Here is a 23,847-nt window from a genome sequence, read left to right as displayed (position 1 = left end):
ACATACTTTTAAAAGAAGGAAAAAGGGAGAGCCAAGGAGACACATTATTATAATATATAGAGGGGGAATTTTCAGGAGATAAAGGAAAGGATATGTGCTACGAAAGGGAGGAGAACGAGTGTTTTGGGGTGGAATTGCGGAGAAAAATAGGGAATTGGAGGAAAATTGGAGGGGATGAAACTGGAATTGGACAGGGACTGAATGGAGAGTGAACGGGAATCAGATGGGAGTCAAACAGGGATTAAACTGAAAAGTCGGTGGGAATCAGACGAGGATTGGACGGAAATTAAAACAGGAATCATACGGGGATTGAATGGAAATTGAGCAGGAATCAAACAGTAATCAGACGGGAATTGAACGGAATCCTGCGTTAACATTGTTAATGCGGTTGGGGAAACATTTATTTCAGGGATGGAAATAACAAGGCTTTTGCTTCGAAAAGACTTGTTATTTGGAGACAAAAGCCTTGATTTAACATCCTGTTAAATCAGGTAATAGGAAGAGAAGAAACGAAAGGAAGAAAAAGATTGAAGATGAAGACAATAGAGAGACAAGGGAATGTTTACCGGGAAAAGGGATAAGTGGAGGACCGAAAAGGATGGTTACGATTGAAGTAAGTATAGTTGCGATCAAAGCAGATATGGGTGCAATCAGAGCAGGTATAGATGCAATTAAAGCAAGTGCCAATGCAATTCGGAAGAACACATTTGTGATCCGGAAAGCCTAGTTATACAATATTTTCACAAGTAAAATTTGGGACGGAAACGGGAGAAGCCTACCTTTTAAACCAAAGGCTCGTTGGTTTAAAACCAAGGAAGCGTTGATTTTAAAGGTAAAGGGGTCTTGGTTTTAAAAGTAAAAGGATGGCCGTATAAGGAGGCTATAGGGGCGTTTTTCAGGAAATTGAGAGGTGATCAGAGAAAAAGGGAGAATAAGGAGATATACCGATTTAAGAAGAGACGAAGTTGAAAATTAACGGTAATTGAACCACAGATTAAAGTAAGTCGTTACTATTCTTATCCTCCTCCCCTTCCATTTATAAGAATAGAATAAGAATAGTAACGACACTAACAATTTCTATTGAAAGCCCTTCTTACAAATAACCGGCATAAGAGGACTACAGTAAATTTGTATAATCCGTAGTGAACTATTTACGACTCCTTCACCAACTGCCCCATAGCCCATACCGCCTTGACGTTCAGATCACGATCCAGGATCAGAATATCCGCATCTTTATCCTTCTGGAGAGATCCTTTACGGTCATAAACTCCCATAATACGGGCAGGAGTCTCAGAAGCCATACGTATGGCATCTGCCAGGGGAATATCAGCCTTCACCATCGTACGCACCAACTGATCCATGGTAGCAATACTACCTGCCAAGGCCGAACGGTCGGCAAGCTTGCACACACCGTCTTCTATAATAATACGGGGATCGTCGATCGCCTTACCTTCAGCAGCCGCATATGAAAGTGCGTCGGTCACCAGGCAAGTATGCTCCACTCCCTTCAGCTTATAAGCCAGTTTCAAAATAGTGGAAGGCAAATGAATGCCGTCAGCAATCAGCTCGATAGTCATGCCATCGGTCAGATAGACACTCTCAACCGTTCCCTCGTATTTATATTCGCGACGCTTATGGAAGCCCGGCATTGCATTGTAGAAGTGCGCAGCATGTGTAAATCCTGCCTCGTATGCTTCCTTTATGCCATCATATTCGGCTTCCGTATGCGAAACAGCTCCTACAATACCCTTCGACCTCAGACAACGTGCAAAGTCAAGTGCTCCGGGCAGTTCGGGAGAGGCATCCCAACGCTTGATGCAATCGGTGCTTTCAAGCAAAGAGGTGTATTCTGCCACATTGACTTCTTTCACTTGGTTTGCAAACTGTTCTCCCGCCATCTTACGGTTCAGGTAAGGGCCTTCCACATGCAAGCCGAGTATCGGGCTATCGGGTTCGGCCATCAGTTTTTCGCATATATCTACAGCTTTGCGTATTTCGGAAAACGGAGAAGAAGAAAGTGTCGGGAAAAAACTGGTGGCGCCGTGCTTCATGTGTGCAGCTATCGCCGTGCGGAAAGCCTCTTCGGTACATTCCGTAAAATCGTGTCCTCCCCCGCCATGGGCATGCATACAAACAAAACCGGGAACAATATACATTCCTCTGGCATCCACCAGATCGGCACCGATCAGCGCCAGGTCGCAATTAGTTACTTCCAGAATTTTTCCATCTCTCATCAACACAGAACCTTCGTTCAACCAACCTTGCGGAGTAAATATGCGTCCATTGATAATTTGAGTCAACATGATAAATTATAGTATTAGAGATTCATACTCGTGTTATTTTTGTTTATTGGAAACAAAATTAGACACTTCTGTTGAGATAGAAAAATAAAATAGCTTTTCTTTTCAGTTTTATTTCAGAAATAAGCCTTTTCTTTGCAGGTAGAAATAAAAAGCCCTATGAAAATATTAATAATCGAAGACGAACCCTCACTGAGGGAACTTATCCAGCGTTCGCTCGAAAAAGAACGCTACGTAGTGGAAGCTGCCGCAGACTTCCAGTCGGGATTACGCAAGATAGAGGACTACGATTACGACTGCGTCTTGCTGGACATTATGTTGCCTGACGGCAATGGGCTGAATCTGCTGGAGCAACTGAAGAAGATGCATAAACGGGAAAATGTAATTATCATCTCGGCCAAAGACTCCCTGGACGATAAAGTACTGGGACTGGAACTGGGCGCTGACGACTATCTGCCCAAACCCTTTCACCTGGCCGAATTAAATGCCCGCATCAAAAGTGTGATCCGACGCCAGCGCCGCGACGGAGAAATGGACATACGCCTGGCCAACATACGTATCGTTCCCGATACATTCCAGGTATTCGTAGATGACAAGGAAATAGAATTAAACCGCAAAGAGTATGATATTCTTCTTTACTTTGCCAACCGTCCCGGACGACTGGTAAACAAAAACACACTTGCCGAATCGGTGTGGGGAGATCATATCGACCAGGTAGACAATTTTGATTTCATCTATGCGCAAATCAAGAATCTGAGAAAGAAACTTAAAGATGCCGGTGCCTTGGCAGAACTTAAGGCTGTATATGGATTCGGCTACAAAATGACTGTTGAATAAAAAAGACCCTACCTCCATGAAGTTGATATACCGTATTATAATCCGCATCGCACTCATGCTGACAGTTGTTCTCGGGGCATGGGCTGTATTTTTCTATATAGCCGTGATAGATGAAGTGAACGACGAAGTAGACGACTCTCTGGAGGATTACTCGGAAACCATCATTATCCGTGCCCTGGCCGGAGAAGAACTGCCCTCGAAAAACAATGGGTCGAACAATCAATACTATCTTAGAAAAGTAAGTAAAGAGTATGCCGACGAACGCGAAGATATCTGCTACAAAGACTCCATGGTTTATATTGTGGAGAAGGAAGAGACTGAACCGGCACGCATACTGACCACCTTATTCAAAGATGACGAAGGGCAATATTACGAGCTTACCGTATCGACACCGACGATCGAGAAGGACGACCTGAAAGACGCCATGCTGGGATGGATTATTTTTCTGTACATCGCCCTGCTGCTCACCATCCTGATTGTCTGCATCTGGATATTTCACCGCAGCATGAAGCCACTTTACAATCTGCTGCGCTGGCTGGATGCCTACAGGATAGGCCGTCCCAATCGCCCTTTGAAGAATGAAACGCAAATTATGGAGTTCAGGAAGCTGAACGAAGCAGCCATCCGCAACGCGGAACGAAGCGAGCACATCTTTGAACAACAAAAGCAATTCATCGGCAATGCTTCACACGAAATGCAAACGCCGTTAGCCATCTGCCGGAATCGCCTGGAAATGCTGATGGAAGACGACTCCTTGTCTGAAGCACAGTTGGAAGAGCTGATAAAAACGCACCAGACCCTGGAGCATATCACCAAGCTCAATAAATCGCTGCTGTTACTATCCAAAATAGATAACGGACAATTCTCCGAGACCCAAACGGTGGAATTCAACAGCATGCTCAAGCGATATATAGAAGATTATAAAGAAGTATACGGCTATCGGGAAATTGAGCTGACGTTAGATGAACAGGGAATATTCCGGGCGGAAATGAATGAATCATTAGCAGTCGCCCTGATAACGAACCTGCTCAAAAATGCGTTTGTACACAACGTAGACGGTGGACATATCCGGATTGAAATAACCGGCCATAGCATGACCTTCAGGAATAGCGGCACAGACCGTCCCCTGGATGCGACCCATATCTTTGAACGATTCTATCAGGGAAGCAAAAAGGAAGGTTCGACCGGACTGGGACTTGCCATAGCCGACTCCATCTGTAAATTACAGCATCTCACACTCAGGTATTATTTTGAGAAAGATGAACACTGTTTCGAATTGCGGAAGAACAATTTCACCACAGAATGTGTCAAAACTCACCACAGAGGACACAGAGTAACACAGNGAATGTGTCAAAACTCACCACAGAGGACACAGAGTAACACAGAGACGATTTTAGGTTGTTGATTATCAATAAAAAGACTCTGTGATACTCTGTGTTACTCCGTGGTGAAAGAAGTTTCGACACAACCTCATTCTGTGGTGAATACGACTCCCCGGCACACCTGCCTGTACAAAATCTTTTCATATCTATTGCGAGAAGGACTTCCCGCTCAGCGTTAAATGTTGTGTAAATATACAGTATAAGTTCAACCGGATGAACAAGAGTAATCGAACTTTTATTTAGAAAAAAGTATCAAAATGGAGAGAATTCCCAATTCTTTTCAGAATCGACCTTCATCTTTGCAATATAAATTAATTGCTAACAGTAAAAACCATTAAAAAAGGATGAATATGAAAAAGTTACTTATTTTATTCGTATGCCTGTTCACTCTGCAAACCATCGCAAGAGCGGACGATGATAAACCTATCCAGGTAAGCCAAATGCCGCAGAAGGCACAGCAGTTCATCAAACAACATTTTGCCGGCAACAACATTGCCATGGCCAAAGTTGAAAGCGATTTCTTACAGAAAAGCTACGACGTCATTTTCACCGACGGCAACAAAGTGGAATTCGACAAGAAAGGAAACTGGACTGAAGTAAATTGCAAATTCAGTGTAGTGCCACAGGGCATAATACCCGCTCCTATCCAGAAGTACGTAACCACCAACTATGCGGATGCGAAGATTCTGAAAATAGAACGTGATAAAGCGGATTATGAAGTGAAACTGTCCAACGGATGGGAACTAAAATTCGACTCTAAATTTAACTTAATCGATATCGATAACTGATGTTACGCACATATACGGGTATAATTCCGCTTTATTACAATATGCGCATAACATGAATTGACAACTAAAAAAGTATAGTAGAAATGAAACTGAAAATGTATTTTCTTCTTTTGGCACTGGGTGCCCTGGGATTACAAAGCTGTGATAACGATGATGATGATGATCTGTCTTATGTACCGGCAGAACTGAAAAACGCATTCACCGCAAAGTACCCGACAGTCAGCAATGAAAAGTGGGAAACAAAAGGTAACTATTATGTGGCTGACTTCCGCCATCAAAACTATGAAACCTCTGCTTGGTTTACTCCGGACGGAACATGGCAAATGACAGAAACCGACATTCCATATCAGGCTCTGCCCTCAGCAGTAAAAAGTGCTTTTGAAAGCAGTGAATATGCAAAATGGAAAATAGATGATGTAGATATGCTGGAACGTCTGGATATGGAAACCGTATATGTCATCGAAGTAGAATCCGGCAAACAAGAGTTCGACCTGTATTATTCGGCAGAAGGAATCCTGATTAAAAACGTTGCAGACACGGACAATGATTCGGGAAATTACCTTCCGGCCGAAGTCCCCGCAGCCATCGAGAACTTTATAAAAGAGAAGTATCCGGATGCGCGACTGGCAGAGATTGAAGTGGAACATGGAATGACAGAAGTCGATATTATCCACAACAATATCAGCAAAGAGGTTGTATTCAACAGCTCCAACCAATGGGCATACACTTCCTGGGACGTACACCGGAATGCACTACCGGTTGAGGTGACCAGTGCAATTGCCTCTTCACCACAATATGCCGGATATCACGTAGATGAAGCCGACTTTTTTGAAACTCCCACAGGCGAATACTATCTGGTTGAACTGGAAAAAGGAGAGCTGGAAGTAAAAGTGAAAATTACCGAAAAAGGAGAATTCATCCCATAAGTACTAAAACCGCGACAGGTGGCCAACCTGACACAATGCATAAAAAGGGAGGCTGAGTCAAAACTCTTTTCACCACGGAGTAACACAGAGTAGCACAGAGTCTTTTAACTAATAATCAATAACTTAAAATCGCCTCTGTGTTACTCTGTGTCCTCTGTGGTGAGTTTCGACACAGCCTCACTTCTATTGCTTATTTATACCAACCGGTATCTGCCCAACCGGAAGCCTTATACCATCCCGTATCCCGGTAGGACGTATTGGTAGACTCCCTATTCGTCATTGGAATATAAGTGGAAAGCCCTTTCGCCTTTGAATCCATGGTAAACATGCCGGCATATGCCGAATAGTTGCGCGGAGTCGACTTCCAGTAAACCATTACCTTATCAAAAGCCGCCTTCCATGCATCATAATCGCTGTTACCGGCTGTCAGCTTGTAAATATACTGATCGAGGTCATGATATAACGCCAGGTACCTCCGATCATAACACATCACCCCTGAAAGATCGAAATCAGTCTTTCCCGTCACATATTTGGTAAGTATCTTTGCTGTGGCAGCTGCCAGATTTTCAAGTTCACTCATTTTTGCGACTCCCACCGAAACCCCACCGGTCCAGTTGTCATTAGCCAGCCCTACTCCGTCGTTATACCTGTTTTCATAGTAGGCATAATAAGCAGAGGCAATCTTCATGGTCGGGTTTCCGGCAGTAAACATAGCGGGAACCACGTCTTCATAAGGAGCTCCCGGACCGGGAATTTCAGTAGGCGAGCTGATCATATAGTCACCGCAGTCACGTAAAGCATAAGCCACTTCCACCGACTCCATGAAACAGGCATCGAAGAACAAGAAATCAAGCTTTGGAGCCACCTGTAAGGCTTCGTGCAGATCGTCTATATTCATATAATCATTGCCGTCTTGTCCGAACCAGCGCGTTTTGGCCGGCGAGGGTATCCATCCTTCTCCATGCGACCAGAAGCCCATCCCGTAACTCTCTGCCTTATAAGTATTGAAGGCGGTTGAAATGACTTTTTTCATAACAGCCACATCCGTTGAGTTCTGTTCCGGATAGTTGGCAACTACTTCTTCCACAACCTGCCCTTTTCTGTTTTTACCCAAACGAACCAGACGGGGAGCCGAATAATCATCGATATAAACCAACAGATTATTAGATGTTGCATCGACCTGCTTCATTCCTTTTATCATTTCTTCCATATCCACCCGGGCAAATGGAGACAAAGAGTTTTGCGCCATCATATAAATTAAAACCGTACGCGAACCATACGCCGGAAGAGTAGGTTCATCTTCATTCCGGCAAGCGCTAAACAACACGATAAAGCTTGCAAGAAAAAGAATCATTTTTGATTTCATAGCTGTATTGAATTTAAAACCTAAAAAAAAGGATGCCTAAAAGCTCCTCCATCAGGAGCTTCTAAGCATCCCCTTCTTATATAACGTTTAAGTTATTCTTCCGGTTTAGTGAATTTAAAACTTTGGGTATCTATTTTCTCAAGAGCCACCGATTTATTCTTTTTATATTTGCCCAATACCTTTGCAGCCTCCTTTTCAAGTTTCTTCTGATTCTCCGAGAAGTAGATCATGCAAGTACGGTTGGGTTGCCCTTTATCAATCTCCAGATAGTTTTTCAGTTGATAGCTGTATATCTCTCTATGCGGCAGAAATCCGTTTTTATCCAACGCCACGCTATCGAGTACCTGAATCTCGGTGTAGTATACCACTGTATCGGTAAATGACGCCGATACTCCAAAAGCATAAACGGGCTTATGTTCTCCTTTTTTCAACGAAAACGCCGAGCACAATGTAAACACTAACGCTACGGCAAACAGTATTTTTACGTATTTCATATTCTGTTATTATTTTAACTTCGCAAAGATAACAAAAAAAAACGCCCATCAAAAGATGAAGCGTTTTTTAAATTCTTTTCGGAAACTGATATATCTTGCTTATCCCAAGTAAGATTTGAGCAATTTACTACGATTACTTTGTCTTAATCTTCTGATTGCTTTTTCCTTAATCTGACGAACACGCTCACGTGTGAGACCAAATTTGTCGCCGATTTCCTCTAATGTCATTTCCTGTTGTCCGATACCGAAAAACATCTGAATGATTTCTTTTTCCCTATCGGTTAACGTAGAAAGAGCTCTATCAATTTCCCTCGCAAGAGACTCATTAACCAGAGAACGGTCTGCCATGGGCGAATCATCGTTCACCAACACATCGAGCAGGCTGTTGTCTTCTCCTTCAACAAAAGGTGCATCCACCGAAATATGACGGCCGGATACTTTCAGCGTATCGGAGATCTTGTCAACCGGAATGTCCAGTTCACCTGCCAGCTCTTCGGGAGACGGACGACGCTCGTTCTCCTGTTCGAACTTAGAGAAGGCCTTGCTGATTTTGTTCAGCGAACCAACCTGGTTCAACGGAAGACGAACGATACGGGATTGCTCTGCCAATGCCTGCAAAATAGACTGGCGAATCCACCATACAGCATAACTGATAAACTTAAAACCACGTGTTTCATCAAACTTCTCGGCAGCTTTGATCAGTCCTAAATTGCCTTCATTAATCAAGTCGGGCAAACTCAAACCTTGGTTCTGGTACTGCTTGGCTACGGATACGACGAAACGAAGATTGGCACGTGTCAGTTTCTCTAATGCTACACGGTCACCCTTACGAATGCGTTGAGCGAGTTCTACCTCTTCTTCCACAGTAATAAGGTCCTCGCGACCGATTTCCTGCAAATACTTGTCAAGAGAAGCGCTCTCTCTGTTAGTGATACTTTTGGTAATCTTTAGTTGTCTCATTCTTATAAAACAGATTTGGAGTGCAAAGTTACGACAATTTATTTGTTAACGTATAAATTTCCACAACTTTTTCACCATTAATTATCTACTACTACAAACAAAAAGAGTGTCGACTGGTTGATTGCCGGCACTCTCTTTTCGATTTCCTTAGCTATTATTAAGCTACCGAATACTTTTTTCGGCAGACGATTCGCTGGTGTGGCCATACTCACCACACAGCAGCTTTCAGCTAATTTACTCCTGAGTCAAGTCTACAGCGTAATATCCGCGTTTTCCTGAAGGGAATACTCCTGTGAGGAAGAGCACCTGGTTCGGTGATTTCACAGCAGCTTTCATCACTTCTTCAAGATCGCTGACTTTACGCATCGGCTGATCGTTGGCTTTCAGGATGATGAAGCCCTTTCGTACACCGGCATCCGCCATCTTGCCCGAAGTCACTCCGGTCACCTGCAAGCCGTATCCGAGATTGAGTTGTCTCTTCAAGTCGTCCGGCAACTCCTTAAAGGCAGCACCCAAAATCTCCATACCTGCATCCTTCACAATCTTTGTTGTACCTTGTTCATTCTTCAACGTTACGTCGATATTCTTTTCTTTCTTGTCACGCATCACCTTCACGGTAACTTTATCACCCGGACGGTGCTGTGCAATGGCTTCCTGCAAATCGGCGAAGTTCTGTACTTTCTTACCATCGATGCCGATGATGATGTCGTCCACCTTGATATCGGAACCGGCAGCAGAACCGCCATCCACAATCTCACGAACCCACACGCCGTCTACAACGCCAAACTCTTTGCGTTTATCGGCCAAAGTAGCTCCCGACTTGTCAATCGGCTGGTCGGACATCATGTCGCCGTCACCCGCGAGAGAAGTACCCTTGATTCCCAGCAATGCACGCTGTACGGTTCCGTATTGTTTCAGGTCACTGACCACTTTGGTCATCACGCTCGTCGGAATGGCAAAACCATATCCGGCATAAGCACCCGTGGGTGAAGAAAGAACGGCATTGATACCTACCAACTCACCTTTTGCATTGACCAAAGCTCCACCACTGTTTCCCTGATTGATAGCGGCGTCTGTCTGGATAAACGACTCCACACCACCAATACCGTATACGCCCAAAGTACGTGCCTTGGCGCTGACAATACCTGCGGTTACAGTCGAAGTCAGATTGAAGGGGTTACCTACCGCCAAGACCCACTCTCCCACTTTCAGGGCATCCGAATCGCCGATAGGAACGGTCGGAAAATCATCTCCTTCGATTTTGACCAAAGCCAGATCCGAATTCGGGTCGGTACCGATCACACGGCCTTTAAACTCACGGTTGTCATTCAACTTCACAACAATCTCGTCCGCCCCGTCAATCACATGGTTGTTGGTTACGATATAGCCATCCTTCGAAATGATGACTCCCGAACCGAAACCGACACGCGGCTGGGTTTGTACACGGCGCTGCTGTCTGCCTCCATTACCGAAAATATCTCCGAAGATCTCGGCAAACGGATCTCGCACGGTGACTGTTTGTTCTTTAGCTTGTTGAGTCGATTTTATATGTACCACAGCATGAAGCGAATTTTCTGCTGCCTGCGTCAGATCCACAGGCTGTGCATTAATGGCGTCATAAGCAGCCAAGCGGGCATTGGGATTCTGGCGGAACTGTTCGCTGAACGACAGGCTGTCTCTGTTTTCCGGTTTCAACATCGTATACGTTGTCACTCCGGCAACTCCTGCGCTGAGAAGAACAACCGCTCCTACCCCAAGAATGTTTTTTGTTGTCTGTTTCATACTATTCTTTTTATTCATTTAATTGTTAATATTCTACTTTCATTTAACATTTACGACGTTAAAATAACGACAAAAATCATTCTGTTATTCTCCTTGTCACTCTTTTTTGTTCTCTTTTAACAGTGAATCTGCAGAGCTTAACAGCGGTTAACGGCAGAGACTGACAAATTAGCATTCGTTGCATGACACACAAGTATTTAGAAGGCAGAAAAAAGACTTAAGCGTTTCCCTCGAAAGACTAAAGTCTTTTTGAGAAACACTTAAGTCTTTTCGGAAAACGCTTAAGCCTTTTATAGAGAATGAACTTAATAATTCAAGTAGTCTATATCCATATGATAACTCCATTGCGGGAAGTACAGGTTTCCCCCTTCCCACTCTACCTCCCCACGCTGGAAATCAACCGTTTCACTACGCGGATATTTCTTCTCGGGAACCAACGGCATGGAATAGTCACTGTTGACTATCATACGCCAGGAATCGATACCTCCCAGAAAGAACATCTTTTCTTCGGGATTGCCGGCAAATGCGGGAATGCCGAATGATTGATCTACCGGCACCCAGCCCGCGCCTTCGAAATAGACTTCCGCCCAGTCGTGCAGGTTCCATGCACGGGGATGCATCATAAAGCCGCTCTGGAAACGGGCAGGAATGCCACTGCAACGGCAGAGGGTGATAAACAACAGGCTCACCTGGCCACAATCGCCGTGACGATTGTCGAGCACATATTCCGGAATATTCTCAATAGTGGAATATTCGCGGGCCGAGGCCCAGGGAAAATGATCGTTTATCCAACGGAAAATGCGTTGCGCCTTCAACAAAGGATTGGTTTCACCGGCTGTCAGATTGGCAGCCAGCTCTTTGATACGGGGTGAAAAACGGATATGTGTGTCCCGTTCGGCAGTATATTCTTTATAAAGAGCACCGACAGTATCATAAGGCAGTATATTTTCGGGCTTCAACGGATGCCATTCGGCACACGAGGTATATTCAAAGGTTTCCGAAAAGACCGTCGGCTCACCGGGAATGGCCTGCTTCTCCATATAGAGGGTGCTGTGCCGGCATGAAGGCGGAGCCAATGTATAGCGGAGCTCGCTGGTACGTATCAGTTTCACGTTTTGCTGACGGGCCTGATCCGTACGGGGATAGGGCAGCCAGCAGCGGATCGTTTTTCCGGCAGGAACCGCGTTGCTGTCCACCGTCAGCGTGTAGGTGACCCGCATCCGCTTGGGCTGCACGACAGGCGTTCTTTCTTTCCTGACAGCGGCCATCACTTCGGGCAGATGTTCTTTATTGACTTGTTCGCTCGTGCTCAGTGAAGTGCCTTCTTTCTCCATTTTGACGGCACAGCAAGCAGAGTCTATCCGGAACAGGTTGGGACCGGCATTGCGGAAATAACGTTTCTCCCCGTCGATCATCCGGCATTCAAGCGCTTTACTCTCTTCCCATTGGCGCATCTGTTCGTCCGTCACGTCGGGAATGTATTTGCGGATATAGTCTTTCACCTGAGATTCGGTCAGACAGAAGTCCGCCAGCAACCGTTGGTGCAAGTCATCGTCCCAGTTGTAAGGCTTGGGAGCCTGCCGCGAAGTACAGGCTGAAAGGCTGATAAATACGGCAATTATATAAAGTAGTTTTTTCATTATCAAAACAGTTTCAAAGGTTTACCCGCATTCATAATTTAACCACACCAATTCCCGGAAGGTCGTTGAGCGTGATCTTGCCTTTTACAACCTCCATCCCTTTGAAGCGGTCGTTCGCTATCAGCAAGTTTCCGTCCAGATCGGCAAAATCGACGGCCGGAGAGAATTGTGCGGCGGCAGAGACCGCACACGAAGTTTCCGTCATACAGCCTACCATCACTTTCATTCCCAATGCACGCGCCAACGTAACCATCTTCCAGGCTTCCCGCATACCGGTACACTTCATCAGTTTGATGTTTATCCCCGTAAAGGCTCCCTTCAATCCTGCCACATCAGTCAGCCGTTGCAAAGATTCGTCGGCAAAAACAGGTAACGGACTATGCTGGGTCACCCATGCAATATCGTCCAACTGTGCTTTGGGCATAGGCTGTTCAATCATTACAATTCCTTTTTCTTTCAGCCACTGAATCATGTCCAATGCATATTTCTTATCCGTCCACCCCTGATTGGCATCGACCGCAATAGGCAGATCGCTCACCGAACGGATCGTTTCAATCATCTGTTTGTCATTCTCACGCCCTAACTTCACTTTGAGGATATTGAACTGCCCGGCCACCTCAAGGGTCTTTTCACGTACCACCTCGGGGGTATCAATGCCTATCGTGAAAGTGGTCGAAGGTGCTTTAGCCTTATCCAGTCCCCAGATCCTGTACCAGGGTGCTCCCAGAAGTTTACCCACCAAGTCGTGCAAGGCGATGTCTATGGCAGCTTTGGCAGCCGTATCTCCCGGAGTGATACCGTCTACATAAGCCAGTATATCTTCCAGTCGGAACGGATCGTCGAACTGTTCCAGATCGACCTTCTTCAAAAAAGCCATCACCGAGTCTACCGTCTGTCCCAGATAAGGAGGCATCGAAGCCTCGCCATAACCGATGACTCCGTCATATTCTATCTCTACCTGCACATCGGGAGTGGTGGTTCGCGAATAAGTAGCCACCGTAAACACATGTTTCAGTTTCAGCTCGTAAGGGAAAAAGCGCAATTTCAGCTTTGCTCCCAGACCGAGTTTGTTGATCGCAAATGAAGCGGGGCTCTTCTCGCCGGCAAAAACACCTTGCAATGACAGCCCCGAACCTATGGCGGCAAAAGCAGCGGTCTTGAGGAAATCTCTTCGGTTTTGCATATCTATTTTGAGTTTAGTTATAATACGGATTCGTAACGGTGGTGTTTAAGGCTGCCTCCTTATTTATAGATGGCAACACACGGACTGCATACAGCAGGCGATTCAGGTTATACTCATCAAAATCGGCATCCGACGGATCGAAACTGCTGACATGGACATCGCCTTGTGAGTGAATGAACTTTTTATCACCCAGATAAATGGCCACATGAACCACACGCTCTTTCTTCCCGGCAGTGGCCTTCCGCCCGAAGAAAATCAAATCTCCCGGCTGAACATTACCGAAGTCAGGAGCAATGTCGATATGCTCGCCCACATAAGCCTGTTGAGAGGCATCACGGGGAATGATGATATCGTGCATAAATAAGGCGGTACGTACAAAGCCACTGCAATCGACTCCCTTCGAAGAAGTGCCCGCCCATAGATAAGGAATCCCCATCATTGTATAAGCGGTGCGGATGATGCTTGAAGCATCTTGCTTCAAAGAAGCACGCCACTCCTTTTCGGGCATCGATATCGATCGTGAGATATAAGCCTGCCGTCCGTCCGGATAAGAGACTTTATAAAATCCGCCTTGCGTACCTTCGTACTTCAGGCGGTTTCCGGCTACCACGTCCGACACGGATTGAGACTTTTCATCCGGCTGCTGATAAGTGAACCCATAATGCGACGTCACTACAATTTTATCTGCCTTGTTCCAGGCATCCAGCCCGGCTTTGGTGACCGGATGGATTCCTACCCGGTGTACCCATGCGATATAATTATCAGGTGTCTGGATGCGATACCAGTTGCGATGTTGCAACACTTTAACGGGCATTCCCATCAATGCCTGGGTAGTCATCTCCGAAGAGAAATCATCCTCTACACGCATATTGCATACAGAGAGATTGACAATGCCGTACATCTTTCCTTCCAGGGCCACGCTGTCCGGAACCAGTTGCAGGCTGTCCCTCACTTCATAAGCCTTCTCTTCCAGTCCCGATAACAAAGCCGACTTAGCTTCCGCTGAGGTAGTCGCCCCCTTTACGGTAATCGTCTTTCCGGATACATCGTAATCCACATCCCAAAGGATGACACGCTTATCGGGAATGAACCGGTTGCGAACTTCACCGGACAACAGTTCTACATCTTGGGGAAGTGCGTTTTTCTTGTTCTCAGGAATACCTGTACAGGCGGACACTGCCAGAAGCAGCGATACAAAGGGGATCATATTCTTCATGAAAGAAAGATTTGGGGGTTACATTTTTAGCAAAGATAGAAACTATTTCCGTTTTAGATATATTTTTTCAAAAATATTAAGAATAAGAACTGAAATTGAGTCACACGATGTTCACCACAGGGTAGCACAGAGTTCCACAGAGTTTTGAGTTCACCACAGATTACACGGATTAACACAGATATTTTAATTTAACTCTCAGTAAAATAAATTATTAATCTGTGATAATCTGCGTAATCTGTGGTGAATTTATGTCATTCGTGAAACTCTGTGCCCTCTGTGTCCTCTGTGGTGAACCGAACTAATCCTCCCTTCCGTTTGCTCAAACAAAATAATTCTTGTACTTTTGCTGACCAAAGCAGTTGGCCGGTCTGTCGCGTGTATTTCGGTACAGGAGGAAAGTCCGGGCAACACAGAGCATCCTACTTCCTAACAGAAAGCTGTCCGTGAGGGTAGAGTAACGTAGAAGAAAAGAACCGCCCCTCCCTCCGGGGAGAGGTAAGGGTGAGAAGGTGGAGTAAGAGCCCACCAGCCGTATGGTGACATATCGGGCTGTACGTCTTAGGAGTTGTAAGGTCATGTAAACCGGCGTTATGAGAGTTGCTCGCTCCATGTCGGAGGGTAGACCGCTAAAGTGGTGTGGTGACACCCCACTCAGATAAATGACAGGCACCTTGATTTATTCAGGGTACAGAACTCGGCTTACAGGCTGACTGCTTTTCTTTTTTTTAATTTCAAATAACAGACCTATGAATCAGCGTCTCTCCGATATATGGAAATTCATTACCTATGATATCTGGCGGATTACGGAAAGCGAAGTCACCCGCACCAAGTTCTCGATATACAATATCATCAAAACGATCTATCTCTGCGTCAACCGCTTCAACAAAGACCGCATCGTAAACAAAGCCTCAGCACTGACCTACAGCACACTGCTCGCCATTGTGCCCATTCTGGCCATCGTCTTTGCCATTGCACGCGGATTCGGTGTTTCCACTTTGATGGAAAGCCAGTTTCGTGATGGTTTCGGAGGTTCCACCGAAGCGACGGATGTTATCCTGCAATTCGTAGACTCGTATCTGTCACAAACCAAAAACGGTATTTTTATCGGAGTCGGCCTGGTCATGTTGTTGTGGACCGTGCTCAACCTGGTCAGTAACATTGAAATCACCTTCAACCGCATCTGGCAAGTGAAAAAAGGACGCAGCATGTACCGCAAAATCACCGATTATTTTTCAATGTTCCTGCTGATGCCGATCCTGATCGTGGTATCGGGAGGTCTTTCCATCTTTGTGGGCACTATGCTGAAGAGTATGGCGGATTTTGTTTTGCTTGCTCCTATCCTGAAATTCCTGATCCGTCTGATTCCGTTCGTGCTGACCTGGCTGATGTTTACGGGACTCTACATCTTCATGCCCAATACGAAGGTAAAATTCAAGCATGCACTGATCTCCGGTATCCTTGCCGGTTCCGCTTACCAGGCATTTCAGTTCCTGTACATCAGCAGCCAGTTGTGGGTGTCCAAGTACAATGCCATTTACGGTAGTTTTGCCGCCCTGCCGATGTTCCTGTTATGGTTGCAAATATCATGGACCATCTGCCTGTTCGGTGCCGAACTGACCTACGCCGGACAGAATATCCGTAACTTCAGTTTCGACAGAGACACGCAGAATATCAGCCGCCGTTACCGGGACTTCATCTCTATCCTGATAATGTCTCTTATAGCCAAACGTTTTGAAAACAATGAAACGCCTTACACCGCCGAAGAAATATCCGAAGAGCATCGCATCCCTATCCGGCTGACCAACCAGATACTCTATCAACTGCAAGAGATTCATCTGATCCACGAAGTTGTGACCGATCAGAAAAGTGAAGACATCGCATATCAGCCTTCCATCGACATCAATCAACTGAACGTCGCTTTACTGCTCGACCGGCTGGATACTTACGGCTCAGAAGACTTCAAAGTAGATAAAGACGAGGAATTCAGCGAACAGTGGAAAGTATTACTCGACTCAAGGGAGGAATATTATAAAAAGGCAAGCAAAGTGCTGCTGAAAGACTTGTAGTTCATCACAGAGTAACACATTCACCACAGAGGACACAGAGGACACAGAGTTTTTTTTAGACATAAGAACATAAGAGACAAAAGAGACAAAAGGACATAAGAACCAAAAGGCAGATGATTCTTTATGTGTTCGTGTGTTCTTTTGTCTGAAAACAGATTGAGCGCAGCTAATTAAACTCTGTGTCCTCTGTGTCCTCTGTGGTGAATGTGTCCTCTGTGGTGAATGTCTCCTGCCGGCAGAGGCCGTTCACCCTGCCGCCATTTACCTCCGATGATACCGTCATTCCGTTCACTTCTCCCAAACGGAGTGCTACACACGACGTTCCGTGCTTGAGGTGAAAGGAGGATCGGGAGTAGCTCTGCTTTCTCTTCTTCTCCTTCTTCTTCTTTCTCTTTTAATATATTCTTTTCTTAGCACCGTGTTACGGTGAAACGCCCATTGGCAGCACGTTTCACGGTGACTTCCACCGCTCCCCACGGTGACGGTTCCGGCAACCGTAGTCCCGGTTGCAGCGGGTTCTCGACGGTCCGTCCCGGTTGAAATGCGGTTCTGGACGGGGGTGTTCGGGTCGGTGAATCAGAGATTATTCAGTTCATTAATAGCTGTTATAAGAAACAACTTTCTCCTTTTCTTTTCGGATCTTTTTCCGTTTCTCCTTCACCGGATAGCCAATCAGCACATCCAGCAACACACGTTTCGAAGAGGGAATACCGGTCAGGCTCTTCACCTCTTTCTCGTCAAACCAGCCGAGTATGCACGATCCCAACCCTTCGCTTTCGGCAGCCAGCACAATGTGCGCAACCGCAATGCCTATATCGATCTGCGGAAAATGCTTCCCTTTCAGTTTGCCGCCCAGCCTGGACGTTATGTTAGCCGACTCTTCTACAATCAGTATGTGCACAGGAGCATCTTTAGCAAATTTATTCATTCCCAACCCCGCAGCAGCTTTGCCAACCTTCTCCGCCAATAACGGATTGGTTACTACCACAAACTTCCAGGGTTGCGCATTGCATGCGGAAGGTGCCAAACGTCCTGCCTCGAGGATACGTTCCAGCTTATCCGGTTCCACAGGACGTGATTTATCATAGGCCCTGTCACTTTGCCGGGCATTTACCAATTGCAGAAAGTCGTTCATACCTGGTCCTGCTATTTATATTGAATCATCCGGCTGATGTACTTGCCGATGATGTCAAATTCAAGGTTCACAATACTGCCTACCTCAAAAGTGTGGAAATTGGTATGCTCGTAAGTATATGGAATAATCGCTACCTGGAAAGTATCGTCCGTCGGATTGCATACCGTCAGACTGACACCGTTCACCGTTACCGATCCCTTATCTACGGTGATGTAGCCACGTTTAGCCATTTCCTTGTCGAAAGCATATTTAAACGTGAAATACCAACTTCCGTCCGCATCTTTTATACCGATACATTCGGCAGTCTGATCCACATGTCCCTGCACAATGTGTCCGTCCAGACGTCCGTTCATCATCATACTGCGTTCCACGTTCACCTTGTCCCCCACCTTCAGCAACCGGAGGTTCGAACGGTCCAGTGTCTCTTTCATGGCAGTCACTGTATAGGTATCTTCCGTCATGCTGACCACAGTCAGACAGACTCCATTGTGCGAGATACTCTGATCTATCTTCAACTCGTTTACAAACGAACACTTCAGTGTGAAATGTATATTCTCCTGGTCTTTCACCAGTGCTACAACGGTAGCGTACTCTTCTACGATTCCGGAAAACATAGTTCTATTTTTAATATTAGGATTTACCATTCAAAAAGATGCATACGCGCATCAACGGGGGTCAAAGATACAAAGAAAATGGGAGAGAGTGAGTGAATAAACATAAAAAAGCGGGGCTTTTCACAAAGCCCCGCTTTTCAGTTTTCAATAGGTATTAGTTTTTTTTTAAGGTAAAAAGATTGTTTTCAGGATAACGGTGCAAATATAGGTGCTTTTCTCGTTATGAACCAAATATAAAAACATGTCATATAACATCTTTTTGATTTTTCTTTGGATTTATTATCATTTCAAAAAAAACTCCTGTAACCGAACCGTTACAGGAGACAAATATATGACATTTTTTTAAGTAGCACTAATTTTTGTTTAAAAATTTGCGATTTATTATTTATCGGGATAATGCTCTTCTACCTTGCCACTATGCTTCAAGACTTTAGCGTCTATGAAAAAGACAATTTCCTCGGCAATATTCGTTATATGGTCGCCAGAACGCTCCAGCTTACGGAATACCCCTACCAGATTCAGGCAAGACAGCGTGCTTTCGGGATGCTCTCTGATATAATCAGCCAATATCGCCGTAGCTTCGGCATTAATCTCGTCCAATAAATTATCTTTAGCGAATACGGAAGTTGCCAGTTCGAGACTTTCTTCGTTCAGCGCACGTTTGGCCACCTCGAGCATAGAAAGCACCTGTCTCTGCATCTCTTCCAGACGAAGGCGTTTCAGTAAGTCTCCATCCAGAATAGGCTCCTCACTCTTCAGCACAAAACGTGCGATTCCCTCGGCAAAGTCGCCCAAACGTTCCAGATTCGTATTGATTTTCAACATAGCCAACACAAAGCGAAGATCGATAGCGACCGGATTATACAAGGCAATCACATCCTCCACGTCACTGTCTATCTTCAACTCAAAAGCATTCACTCTGCGCTCACGGACAATCACCTGCTGGGCCAGTTCCTTATCCAGTGTCAGTACAGCCTCTCCTGCTCTATCCAGCTGATTGTAAACCAATGTCCACATCTCGTCTATTTCCTTTTTCAGCAGAACAAGTTCTGATTCTATAAACTTCACCATACTCTATGTATTAAATTAATTATTAAGCAAATATACAATATAAAACCATGTTTCGACGATCTGCGCCGAAAAATCACAGGTTACCCGAATCGTCCGGTAATATAATTCTGGGTGGCTTCTTTCTCCGGATTCGTAAAGATCTTCTTTGTATCGCCAAACTCCACCATCTGTCCCATATAGAAAAATGCCGTCTTATCACTGACACGGGCGGCCTGCTGCATGTTGTGCGTCACAATCACAATGGTATACCGTTCTTTCAGTTCATGAATCAATTCTTCCACCTTTGCCGTCGAAATAGGGTCGAGTGCCGAAGCCGGCTCGTCCATCAGCAGCACCGAAGGAGATACAGCCATCGCACGGGCGATACAAAGGCGTTGCTGTTGTCCGCCGGATAAAGCATAAGCCGATTCCTTCAGTTTGTCCTTCACTTCATCCCAGAGGGCGGCACCCTTCAGGGTCTCCTCCACCCGCTGCCGGATAAAAGCATTATCTTTCACTCCGTTCACCCTCAATCCGTAAGCTACATTCTCGAAAATGCTTTTCGGAAAAGGGTTAGGACGCTGGAACACCATGCCTACGTTTTTACGAAGTTCGTCTACCTGCACTCCTTTGTCATAGATATTTTCACCATCTATACGGATTTCCCCCGTCAGGCGAATGGCAGGGATCAAATCGTTCATACGATTGAAAAGACGCAGAAAAGTAGATTTTCCACATCCGGAAGGACCTATAAACGCGACTACAGATTTTTCTTCAATCTGCATACTGATTCCCTTCAGTGCATGGAAGTCACCATACCAGAAATTCACGTCACGCGCATCAATTTTCACTGTTGTATCCATATTTTTTGTTGTACTCCGTCACTAATTCATTTTTACTTTCTTTTCAAAATACTTCCGTAAAGCATTGGCCAGCAGGTTCACCAGGAGTATGATCGCAATCAATACCAAAGCCGTCCCGTAAGCCAAAGGCAACTGTGCCTCCATATCCGTGCCACTGGTCGATATCACATACAAATGATAGGGCAGCGCCATACACTGGTCTAAAATGCTTGTCGGCAACTGCGGAAGAAAATATGCCGCACACGTGAACAGGATCGGGGCCGTTTCTCCCGACACACGTCCCAAGGCAAGGATCAGTCCGGTTATGATATTCGGCATCCCCATAGGCAGAATCACGTGCCAGATGGTCTGTAACTTGGTAGCTCCCAATGCACGGCTTCCCTCACGCATGCTGTCCGGTATCGCCTTCAGCGCCTCTTCCGTGGTACGGATCACCAAAGGTACACAAAGCAGGCCCAATGTCAATGAACCGGCCAGAATACTATCTCCGAAGTCCATATAATTAACGAACAAAGCCATACCAAAGAGGCCGAAAACAATCGACGGAATGCCGCTCAGGTTATTGGTCATCACACGGATAAACCTCACCAGTTTTCCTTTCGGCGCATACTCGTTCATGTAAATACCACTCATCACTCCCACCGGAAATGCAAAGAGCGCACTGCCTGTCATCAGATAGAATGTGCCCACGATAGCCGGCCAGATACCTCCTCCCGTCATCCCGTCGGTAGGTGCCGATGTAAGGAAATCCCAACTGATGACACCGATACCCTTGTAAATGATGAACCCTAAAATCGCAAACAGAATCAGCACAATGCATAAACTCAGCAACCGGAATATGCCGAAAGCGATGCCCTGCGAACGCCTTTTAGCTTTTGTATTATTCAGTATTTCCATATTACTTACTACGTTTTACGCCCTTAGATGAAATATACTCCACGCTAAAGTTGATGATTAATGTAATGAAGAACAGCACGACTCCTAAAAGGAAAAGAGCCTGATAGTGTGGTCCCCCTGCCGGTGCCTCTCCAAGTTCGGCCGCAATGGTGGCGGGGATCGTACGCAAAGGTTCGAGAATCGTAGTCGGAATCACGGCCGCATTTCCGGTTACCATCAGAACAGCCATCGTCTCGCCGATGGCACGTCCGATGCCGAGCACCACCCCCGAAGTAATGCCTGAAATAGAATAAGGGATCACCACTTTATAAATGGTCTGCCACTGTGAAGCCCCGAGTGCCAGACTCGCTTCACGCATCGCACGGGGACAATTACGCATCGCGTCTTCAGTCACCGTTATAATCGTGGGCAATGCCATGATGGCAAGCACTATGCTTCCGGCGAGTCCACTCTCACCTACCGGCAAATCGAATACCTTCTGAATCAGAGGCACAATCACGATCAACCCGAAAAAACCATATACAACCGAAGGAATGCCACTCAACAACTCGATGACCGGCTTCAGCCAACCGCGCACTTTCGGGTTGGCGACCTCGGACATATAAATCGACACCGACAGCCCGAACGGCAAAGCAATCAATATGGCAAACAGGCTCACCCAAAGCGTACCGGTAATCAGCGGCAGAAAGCCGAACAGGGGTGCCGGTGTTGCCGTGGGAAACCATTCCGCTCCGGCAAACACATCTTTCACGGAAATGGTATTATCTTTTATAAAATGCACCGCATCCGGCTGAGTTACAAACTTCTGAGGAATAAAAGCTACGATTCCGGGCGTCTTCTGAATCAACTCCATAATCTTTGCCCCGGCATTTTCGTATGCCTCTCCCAGTTCTTCTTCCGAGTAGTAATGCGTGATGTCTTCCAGACGGAACACCCGGATCGGCAGATCTTCACCACCCAGTTCTTTCCAGTTGGTGATCTCTTCATCAAAAACATCTTTAATCTGCATCGGTGTCAGTTCACTGACCTTGTTATCTTTGTTCAGTGCCAGCACATACCCTTCTTCGATAACCTTACTGCTGAACAGCCCGAATGCCTCTGTAAAAAGGAAAAGCACAATCAGCAGGATCGTAATACTCGTTACAAATCCGCTACAGGTCAAAATTCCTTCTATAATCCTTTCAAAAACCTTTTTCATACCATCTGATTTTCATGATGCAAAGAAACAGAGTAAGTATTAAGGATGTGTGAATACCGTTTGAAGGAAGTGTTTCAAAGGTGTTACATTTATGTTACAAGGCGGAATATCGAACGTTTTGAAACAAGAATGTAATACACTATTGCTTTATTTGCACATAAAATAGAATCCACCACAGATTACACAGATTTTCACAGATCAATAATTAATCCCGTTGGTATGTAAGATTAAAAGTTCTGTGAAAATCTGTGTAATCTGTGGTGAAAGAAATAAAAACTCAATCATATGAAAGTTAGAACTATCTTATTCGCCGCCCTCTCCCTCGCAGCACTGAATGCCAATGCCCAACGCATTAAAGGCAGTGACACCGTATTGCCCGTAGCCCAGCAAACAGCCGAACGCTTCATGAACCGGGAACCCGATGCCCGTGTCACCGTCACCGGAGGTGGTACAGGAGTGGGTATCTCCGCCCTGTTGGATAATACCACTGACATCGCCATGGCTTCACGCCCCATTAAGTTCAGCGAAAAGATGAAAGCCAAAGCTGCCAAACGGGACATAGACGAAGTGATCGTTGCCTATGACGCGCTTGCCGTTGTTGTCCACCCGTCCAATCCGGTGAAGCAACTCACCCGCCGGCAACTTGAAGACATCTTCCGCGGCAAGATAACCAACTGGAAACAGGTGGGAGGCGATGACCGCAAAATAGTGGTTTACTCCCGCGAAACCTCTTCCGGTACCTACGAATTCTTTAAGGAGAGCGTCCTCAAAAACAAAAATTATATGAGCAGCAGCCTTTCCATGCCTGCCACCGGAGCCATTATCCAGTCGGTCAGCCAGACCAAAGGTGCCATTGGTTACGTAGGACTCGCCTATGTGTCTCCACGCATCAAAACCCTGTCCGTTTCATATGACGGAGAACACTATGCCGGTCCCACCGTAGAGAACGCCACCAACAAGACATATCCCATTGTCCGCCCCCTCTATTATTATTATGACGTAAAGAACAAAGCACAAATCGCTCCCCTGCTCGAGTTTATTCTTTCTCCCGAGGGACAGGATATTATAAAAAAGAGTGGATATATACCCGTGAAATAAGGTTATACAAAAAAAATATCCTACTTTTGCAGCAACTTATTAGCTACGAGCT

20 protein-coding genes and 1 other RNA gene are annotated in these 23,847 nt (G+C 45.7%); 7 read left to right on the top strand and 14 right to left on the bottom strand.

All coding sequences use genetic code 11. The annotated features are described in order from the left end of the window. Nucleotides 1-1,151: 1,151 nt before the first annotated feature. Nucleotides 1,152-2,303, bottom strand: coding sequence for an N-acetylglucosamine-6-phosphate deacetylase (nagA, locus tag JZY04_RS06455; protein WP_122143553.1), 1,152 nt, complete (start codon nt 2,301-2,303; stop codon nt 1,152-1,154). 156 nt (nt 2,304-2,459) lie between these two features. Here nagA and JZY04_RS06450 point away from each other — a divergent pair, with 156 nt between their 5' ends. From JZY04_RS06450 to JZY04_RS06435, 4 genes are all read left to right on the top strand, one after another. Beyond that, nucleotides 2,460-3,137, top strand: coding sequence for a response regulator transcription factor (locus JZY04_RS06450; RefSeq protein WP_005779794.1), 678 nt, complete (start codon nt 2,460-2,462; stop codon nt 3,135-3,137). A 16-nt stretch (nt 3,138-3,153) separates the two neighbouring features. Further along, complete coding sequence (locus JZY04_RS06445; protein ID WP_255584428.1) at nt 3,154-4,542, top strand: HAMP domain-containing sensor histidine kinase; 1,389 nt, start codon at nt 3,154-3,156, stop codon at nt 4,540-4,542. 327 nt (nt 4,543-4,869) lie between these two features. After that, a complete protein-coding gene (locus JZY04_RS06440; protein ID WP_005806767.1) occupies nt 4,870-5,307 on the top strand; it encodes a PepSY-like domain-containing protein in 438 nt (145 codons plus the stop codon). An 83-nt stretch (nt 5,308-5,390) separates the two neighbouring features. After that, a complete protein-coding gene (locus tag JZY04_RS06435; RefSeq protein WP_122143555.1) occupies nt 5,391-6,233 on the top strand; it encodes a PepSY-like domain-containing protein in 843 nt (280 codons plus the stop codon). Nucleotides 6,234-6,423: 190 nt separating this feature from the next. Here the strand turns inward: JZY04_RS06435 and JZY04_RS06430 are convergent, their stop codons facing one another. The 7 genes from JZY04_RS06430 to JZY04_RS06400 form a co-directional block, all read right to left on the bottom strand. Beyond that, nucleotides 6,424-7,599: a clostripain-related cysteine peptidase gene (locus JZY04_RS06430; protein ID WP_220575450.1), complete on the bottom strand. Its 1,176-nt coding sequence runs from the start codon at nt 7,597-7,599 to the stop codon at nt 6,424-6,426. 92 nt (nt 7,600-7,691) lie between these two features. After that, on the bottom strand, nt 7,692-8,093 hold the full coding sequence (locus JZY04_RS06425; protein WP_005806773.1) for a hypothetical protein: 402 nt from the start codon (nt 8,091-8,093) through the stop codon (nt 7,692-7,694). 99 nt (nt 8,094-8,192) lie between these two features. After that, nucleotides 8,193-9,053, bottom strand: a complete 861-nt coding sequence (locus tag JZY04_RS06420) for an RNA polymerase sigma factor RpoD/SigA (protein ID WP_005779810.1) — start codon at nt 9,051-9,053, stop codon at nt 8,193-8,195. Between the two features lie 234 nt (nt 9,054-9,287). Continuing rightward, the gene (locus JZY04_RS06415; RefSeq protein ID WP_022012489.1) at nt 9,288-10,835 is read right to left on the bottom strand and encodes a trypsin-like peptidase domain-containing protein; all 1,548 of its coding nucleotides are present in this window, start codon (nt 10,833-10,835) and stop codon (nt 9,288-9,290) included. Between the two features lie 305 nt (nt 10,836-11,140). Beyond that, nucleotides 11,141-12,475, bottom strand: a complete 1,335-nt coding sequence (locus JZY04_RS06410; RefSeq protein ID WP_181996260.1) for a transglutaminase family protein — start codon at nt 12,473-12,475, stop codon at nt 11,141-11,143. Between the two features lie 31 nt (nt 12,476-12,506). Beyond that, nucleotides 12,507-13,658, bottom strand: a complete 1,152-nt coding sequence (locus JZY04_RS06405; RefSeq protein ID WP_005820680.1) for a dipeptide epimerase — start codon at nt 13,656-13,658, stop codon at nt 12,507-12,509. 13 nt (nt 13,659-13,671) lie between these two features. Further along, nucleotides 13,672-14,874: an NlpC/P60 family protein gene (locus JZY04_RS06400; protein WP_122141689.1), complete on the bottom strand. Its 1,203-nt coding sequence runs from the start codon at nt 14,872-14,874 to the stop codon at nt 13,672-13,674. Nucleotides 14,875-15,229: 355 nt separating this feature from the next. Here JZY04_RS06400 and rnpB point away from each other — a divergent pair. Both rnpB and JZY04_RS06390 read left to right on the top strand, forming a co-directional pair. Further along, an RNA gene (gene rnpB, locus JZY04_RS06395) (RNase P RNA component class A) lies at nt 15,230-15,592 on the top strand. A gap of 28 nt (nt 15,593-15,620) precedes the next feature. Continuing rightward, entirely contained in the window at nt 15,621-16,940 is a 1,320-nt protein-coding gene (locus tag JZY04_RS06390) for a YihY/virulence factor BrkB family protein (RefSeq protein WP_005779824.1), read from the top strand. A gap of 595 nt (nt 16,941-17,535) precedes the next feature. Here JZY04_RS06390 and JZY04_RS06385 read toward each other — a convergent pair. From JZY04_RS06385 to pstC, 6 genes are all read right to left on the bottom strand, one after another. Further along, nucleotides 17,536-18,075 carry a nitroreductase family protein gene (locus tag JZY04_RS06385; RefSeq protein ID WP_122141690.1) on the bottom strand — a complete coding sequence of 180 codons (540 nt, stop codon included), beginning with the start codon at nt 18,073-18,075 and terminating at the stop codon, nt 17,536-17,538. 11 nt (nt 18,076-18,086) lie between these two features. After that, on the bottom strand, nt 18,087-18,689 hold the full coding sequence (locus JZY04_RS06380) for a riboflavin synthase (protein ID WP_005820684.1): 603 nt from the start codon (nt 18,687-18,689) through the stop codon (nt 18,087-18,089). A 381-nt stretch (nt 18,690-19,070) separates the two neighbouring features. Further along, nucleotides 19,071-19,760, bottom strand: a complete 690-nt coding sequence (gene phoU, locus JZY04_RS06375) for a phosphate signaling complex protein PhoU (protein ID WP_005779833.1) — start codon at nt 19,758-19,760, stop codon at nt 19,071-19,073. Nucleotides 19,761-19,840: 80 nt separating this feature from the next. Next, nucleotides 19,841-20,602 carry a phosphate ABC transporter ATP-binding protein PstB gene (gene pstB, locus JZY04_RS06370; RefSeq protein ID WP_005779836.1) on the bottom strand — a complete coding sequence of 254 codons (762 nt, stop codon included), beginning with the start codon at nt 20,600-20,602 and terminating at the stop codon, nt 19,841-19,843. Between the two features lie 21 nt (nt 20,603-20,623). After that, the gene (pstA, locus tag JZY04_RS06365) at nt 20,624-21,499 is read right to left on the bottom strand and encodes a phosphate ABC transporter permease PstA (protein WP_005779838.1); all 876 of its coding nucleotides are present in this window, start codon (nt 21,497-21,499) and stop codon (nt 20,624-20,626) included. Nucleotide 21,500: 1 nt separating this feature from the next. After that, the gene (pstC, locus tag JZY04_RS06360) at nt 21,501-22,697 is read right to left on the bottom strand and encodes a phosphate ABC transporter permease subunit PstC (protein ID WP_005779841.1); all 1,197 of its coding nucleotides are present in this window, start codon (nt 22,695-22,697) and stop codon (nt 21,501-21,503) included. 285 nt (nt 22,698-22,982) lie between these two features. On the opposite strand from pstC, the gene JZY04_RS06355 reads away from it, so the two are divergent. Further along, nucleotides 22,983-23,795: a PstS family phosphate ABC transporter substrate-binding protein gene (locus tag JZY04_RS06355; protein WP_005779844.1), complete on the top strand. Its 813-nt coding sequence runs from the start codon at nt 22,983-22,985 to the stop codon at nt 23,793-23,795. Nucleotides 23,796-23,847 lie beyond the last annotated feature (52 nt).

The sequence above is a fragment of the Bacteroides sp. 11BF genome (genome assembly GCF_019633765.1).
Lineage (GTDB): Bacteria > Bacteroidota > Bacteroidia > Bacteroidales > Bacteroidaceae > Bacteroides > Bacteroides hominis.
The sequence above is the reverse complement of the archived record's forward strand: the minus strand, read 5'-3'. Positions and strand labels throughout refer to the sequence as shown.

Excerpts from the sequence above, each read along its gene's own strand:
- pstC (WP_005779841.1), bottom strand. The coding sequence starts at position 22,697 with ATGAAAAAGGTTTTTGAAAGGATTATAGAAGGAATTTTGACCTGTAGC.
- JZY04_RS06450 (WP_005779794.1), top strand. The coding sequence starts at position 2,460 with ATGAAAATATTAATAATCGAAGACGAACCCTCACTGAGGGAACTTATC.
- JZY04_RS06355 (WP_005779844.1), top strand. The coding sequence starts at position 22,983 with ATGAAAGTTAGAACTATCTTATTCGCCGCCCTCTCCCTCGCAGCACTG.
- JZY04_RS06405 (WP_005820680.1), bottom strand. The coding sequence starts at position 13,658 with ATGCAAAACCGAAGAGATTTCCTCAAGACCGCTGCTTTTGCCGCCATA.
- JZY04_RS06400 (WP_122141689.1), bottom strand. The coding sequence starts at position 14,874 with ATGAAGAATATGATCCCCTTTGTATCGCTGCTTCTGGCAGTGTCCGCC.
- JZY04_RS06415 (WP_022012489.1), bottom strand. The coding sequence starts at position 10,835 with ATGAAACAGACAACAAAAAACATTCTTGGGGTAGGAGCGGTTGTTCTT.
- JZY04_RS06390 (WP_005779824.1), top strand. The coding sequence starts at position 15,621 with ATGAATCAGCGTCTCTCCGATATATGGAAATTCATTACCTATGATATC.
- JZY04_RS06380 (WP_005820684.1), bottom strand. The coding sequence starts at position 18,689 with ATGTTTTCCGGAATCGTAGAAGAGTACGCTACCGTTGTAGCACTGGTG.
- JZY04_RS06440 (WP_005806767.1), top strand. The coding sequence starts at position 4,870 with ATGAAAAAGTTACTTATTTTATTCGTATGCCTGTTCACTCTGCAAACC.
- JZY04_RS06420 (WP_005779810.1), bottom strand. The coding sequence starts at position 9,053 with ATGAGACAACTAAAGATTACCAAAAGTATCACTAACAGAGAGAGCGCT.
- JZY04_RS06425 (WP_005806773.1), bottom strand. The coding sequence starts at position 8,093 with ATGAAATACGTAAAAATACTGTTTGCCGTAGCGTTAGTGTTTACATTG.
- nagA (WP_122143553.1), bottom strand. The coding sequence starts at position 2,303 with ATGTTGACTCAAATTATCAATGGACGCATATTTACTCCGCAAGGTTGG.
- phoU (WP_005779833.1), bottom strand. The coding sequence starts at position 19,760 with ATGGTGAAGTTTATAGAATCAGAACTTGTTCTGCTGAAAAAGGAAATA.
- pstA (WP_005779838.1), bottom strand. The coding sequence starts at position 21,499 with ATGGAAATACTGAATAATACAAAAGCTAAAAGGCGTTCGCAGGGCATC.
- JZY04_RS06410 (WP_181996260.1), bottom strand. The coding sequence starts at position 12,475 with ATGAAAAAACTACTTTATATAATTGCCGTATTTATCAGCCTTTCAGCC.
- pstB (WP_005779836.1), bottom strand. The coding sequence starts at position 20,602 with ATGGATACAACAGTGAAAATTGATGCGCGTGACGTGAATTTCTGGTAT.
- JZY04_RS06385 (WP_122141690.1), bottom strand. The coding sequence starts at position 18,075 with ATGAACGACTTTCTGCAATTGGTAAATGCCCGGCAAAGTGACAGGGCC.
- JZY04_RS06435 (WP_122143555.1), top strand. The coding sequence starts at position 5,391 with ATGAAACTGAAAATGTATTTTCTTCTTTTGGCACTGGGTGCCCTGGGA.
- JZY04_RS06430 (WP_220575450.1), bottom strand. The coding sequence starts at position 7,599 with ATGAAATCAAAAATGATTCTTTTTCTTGCAAGCTTTATCGTGTTGTTT.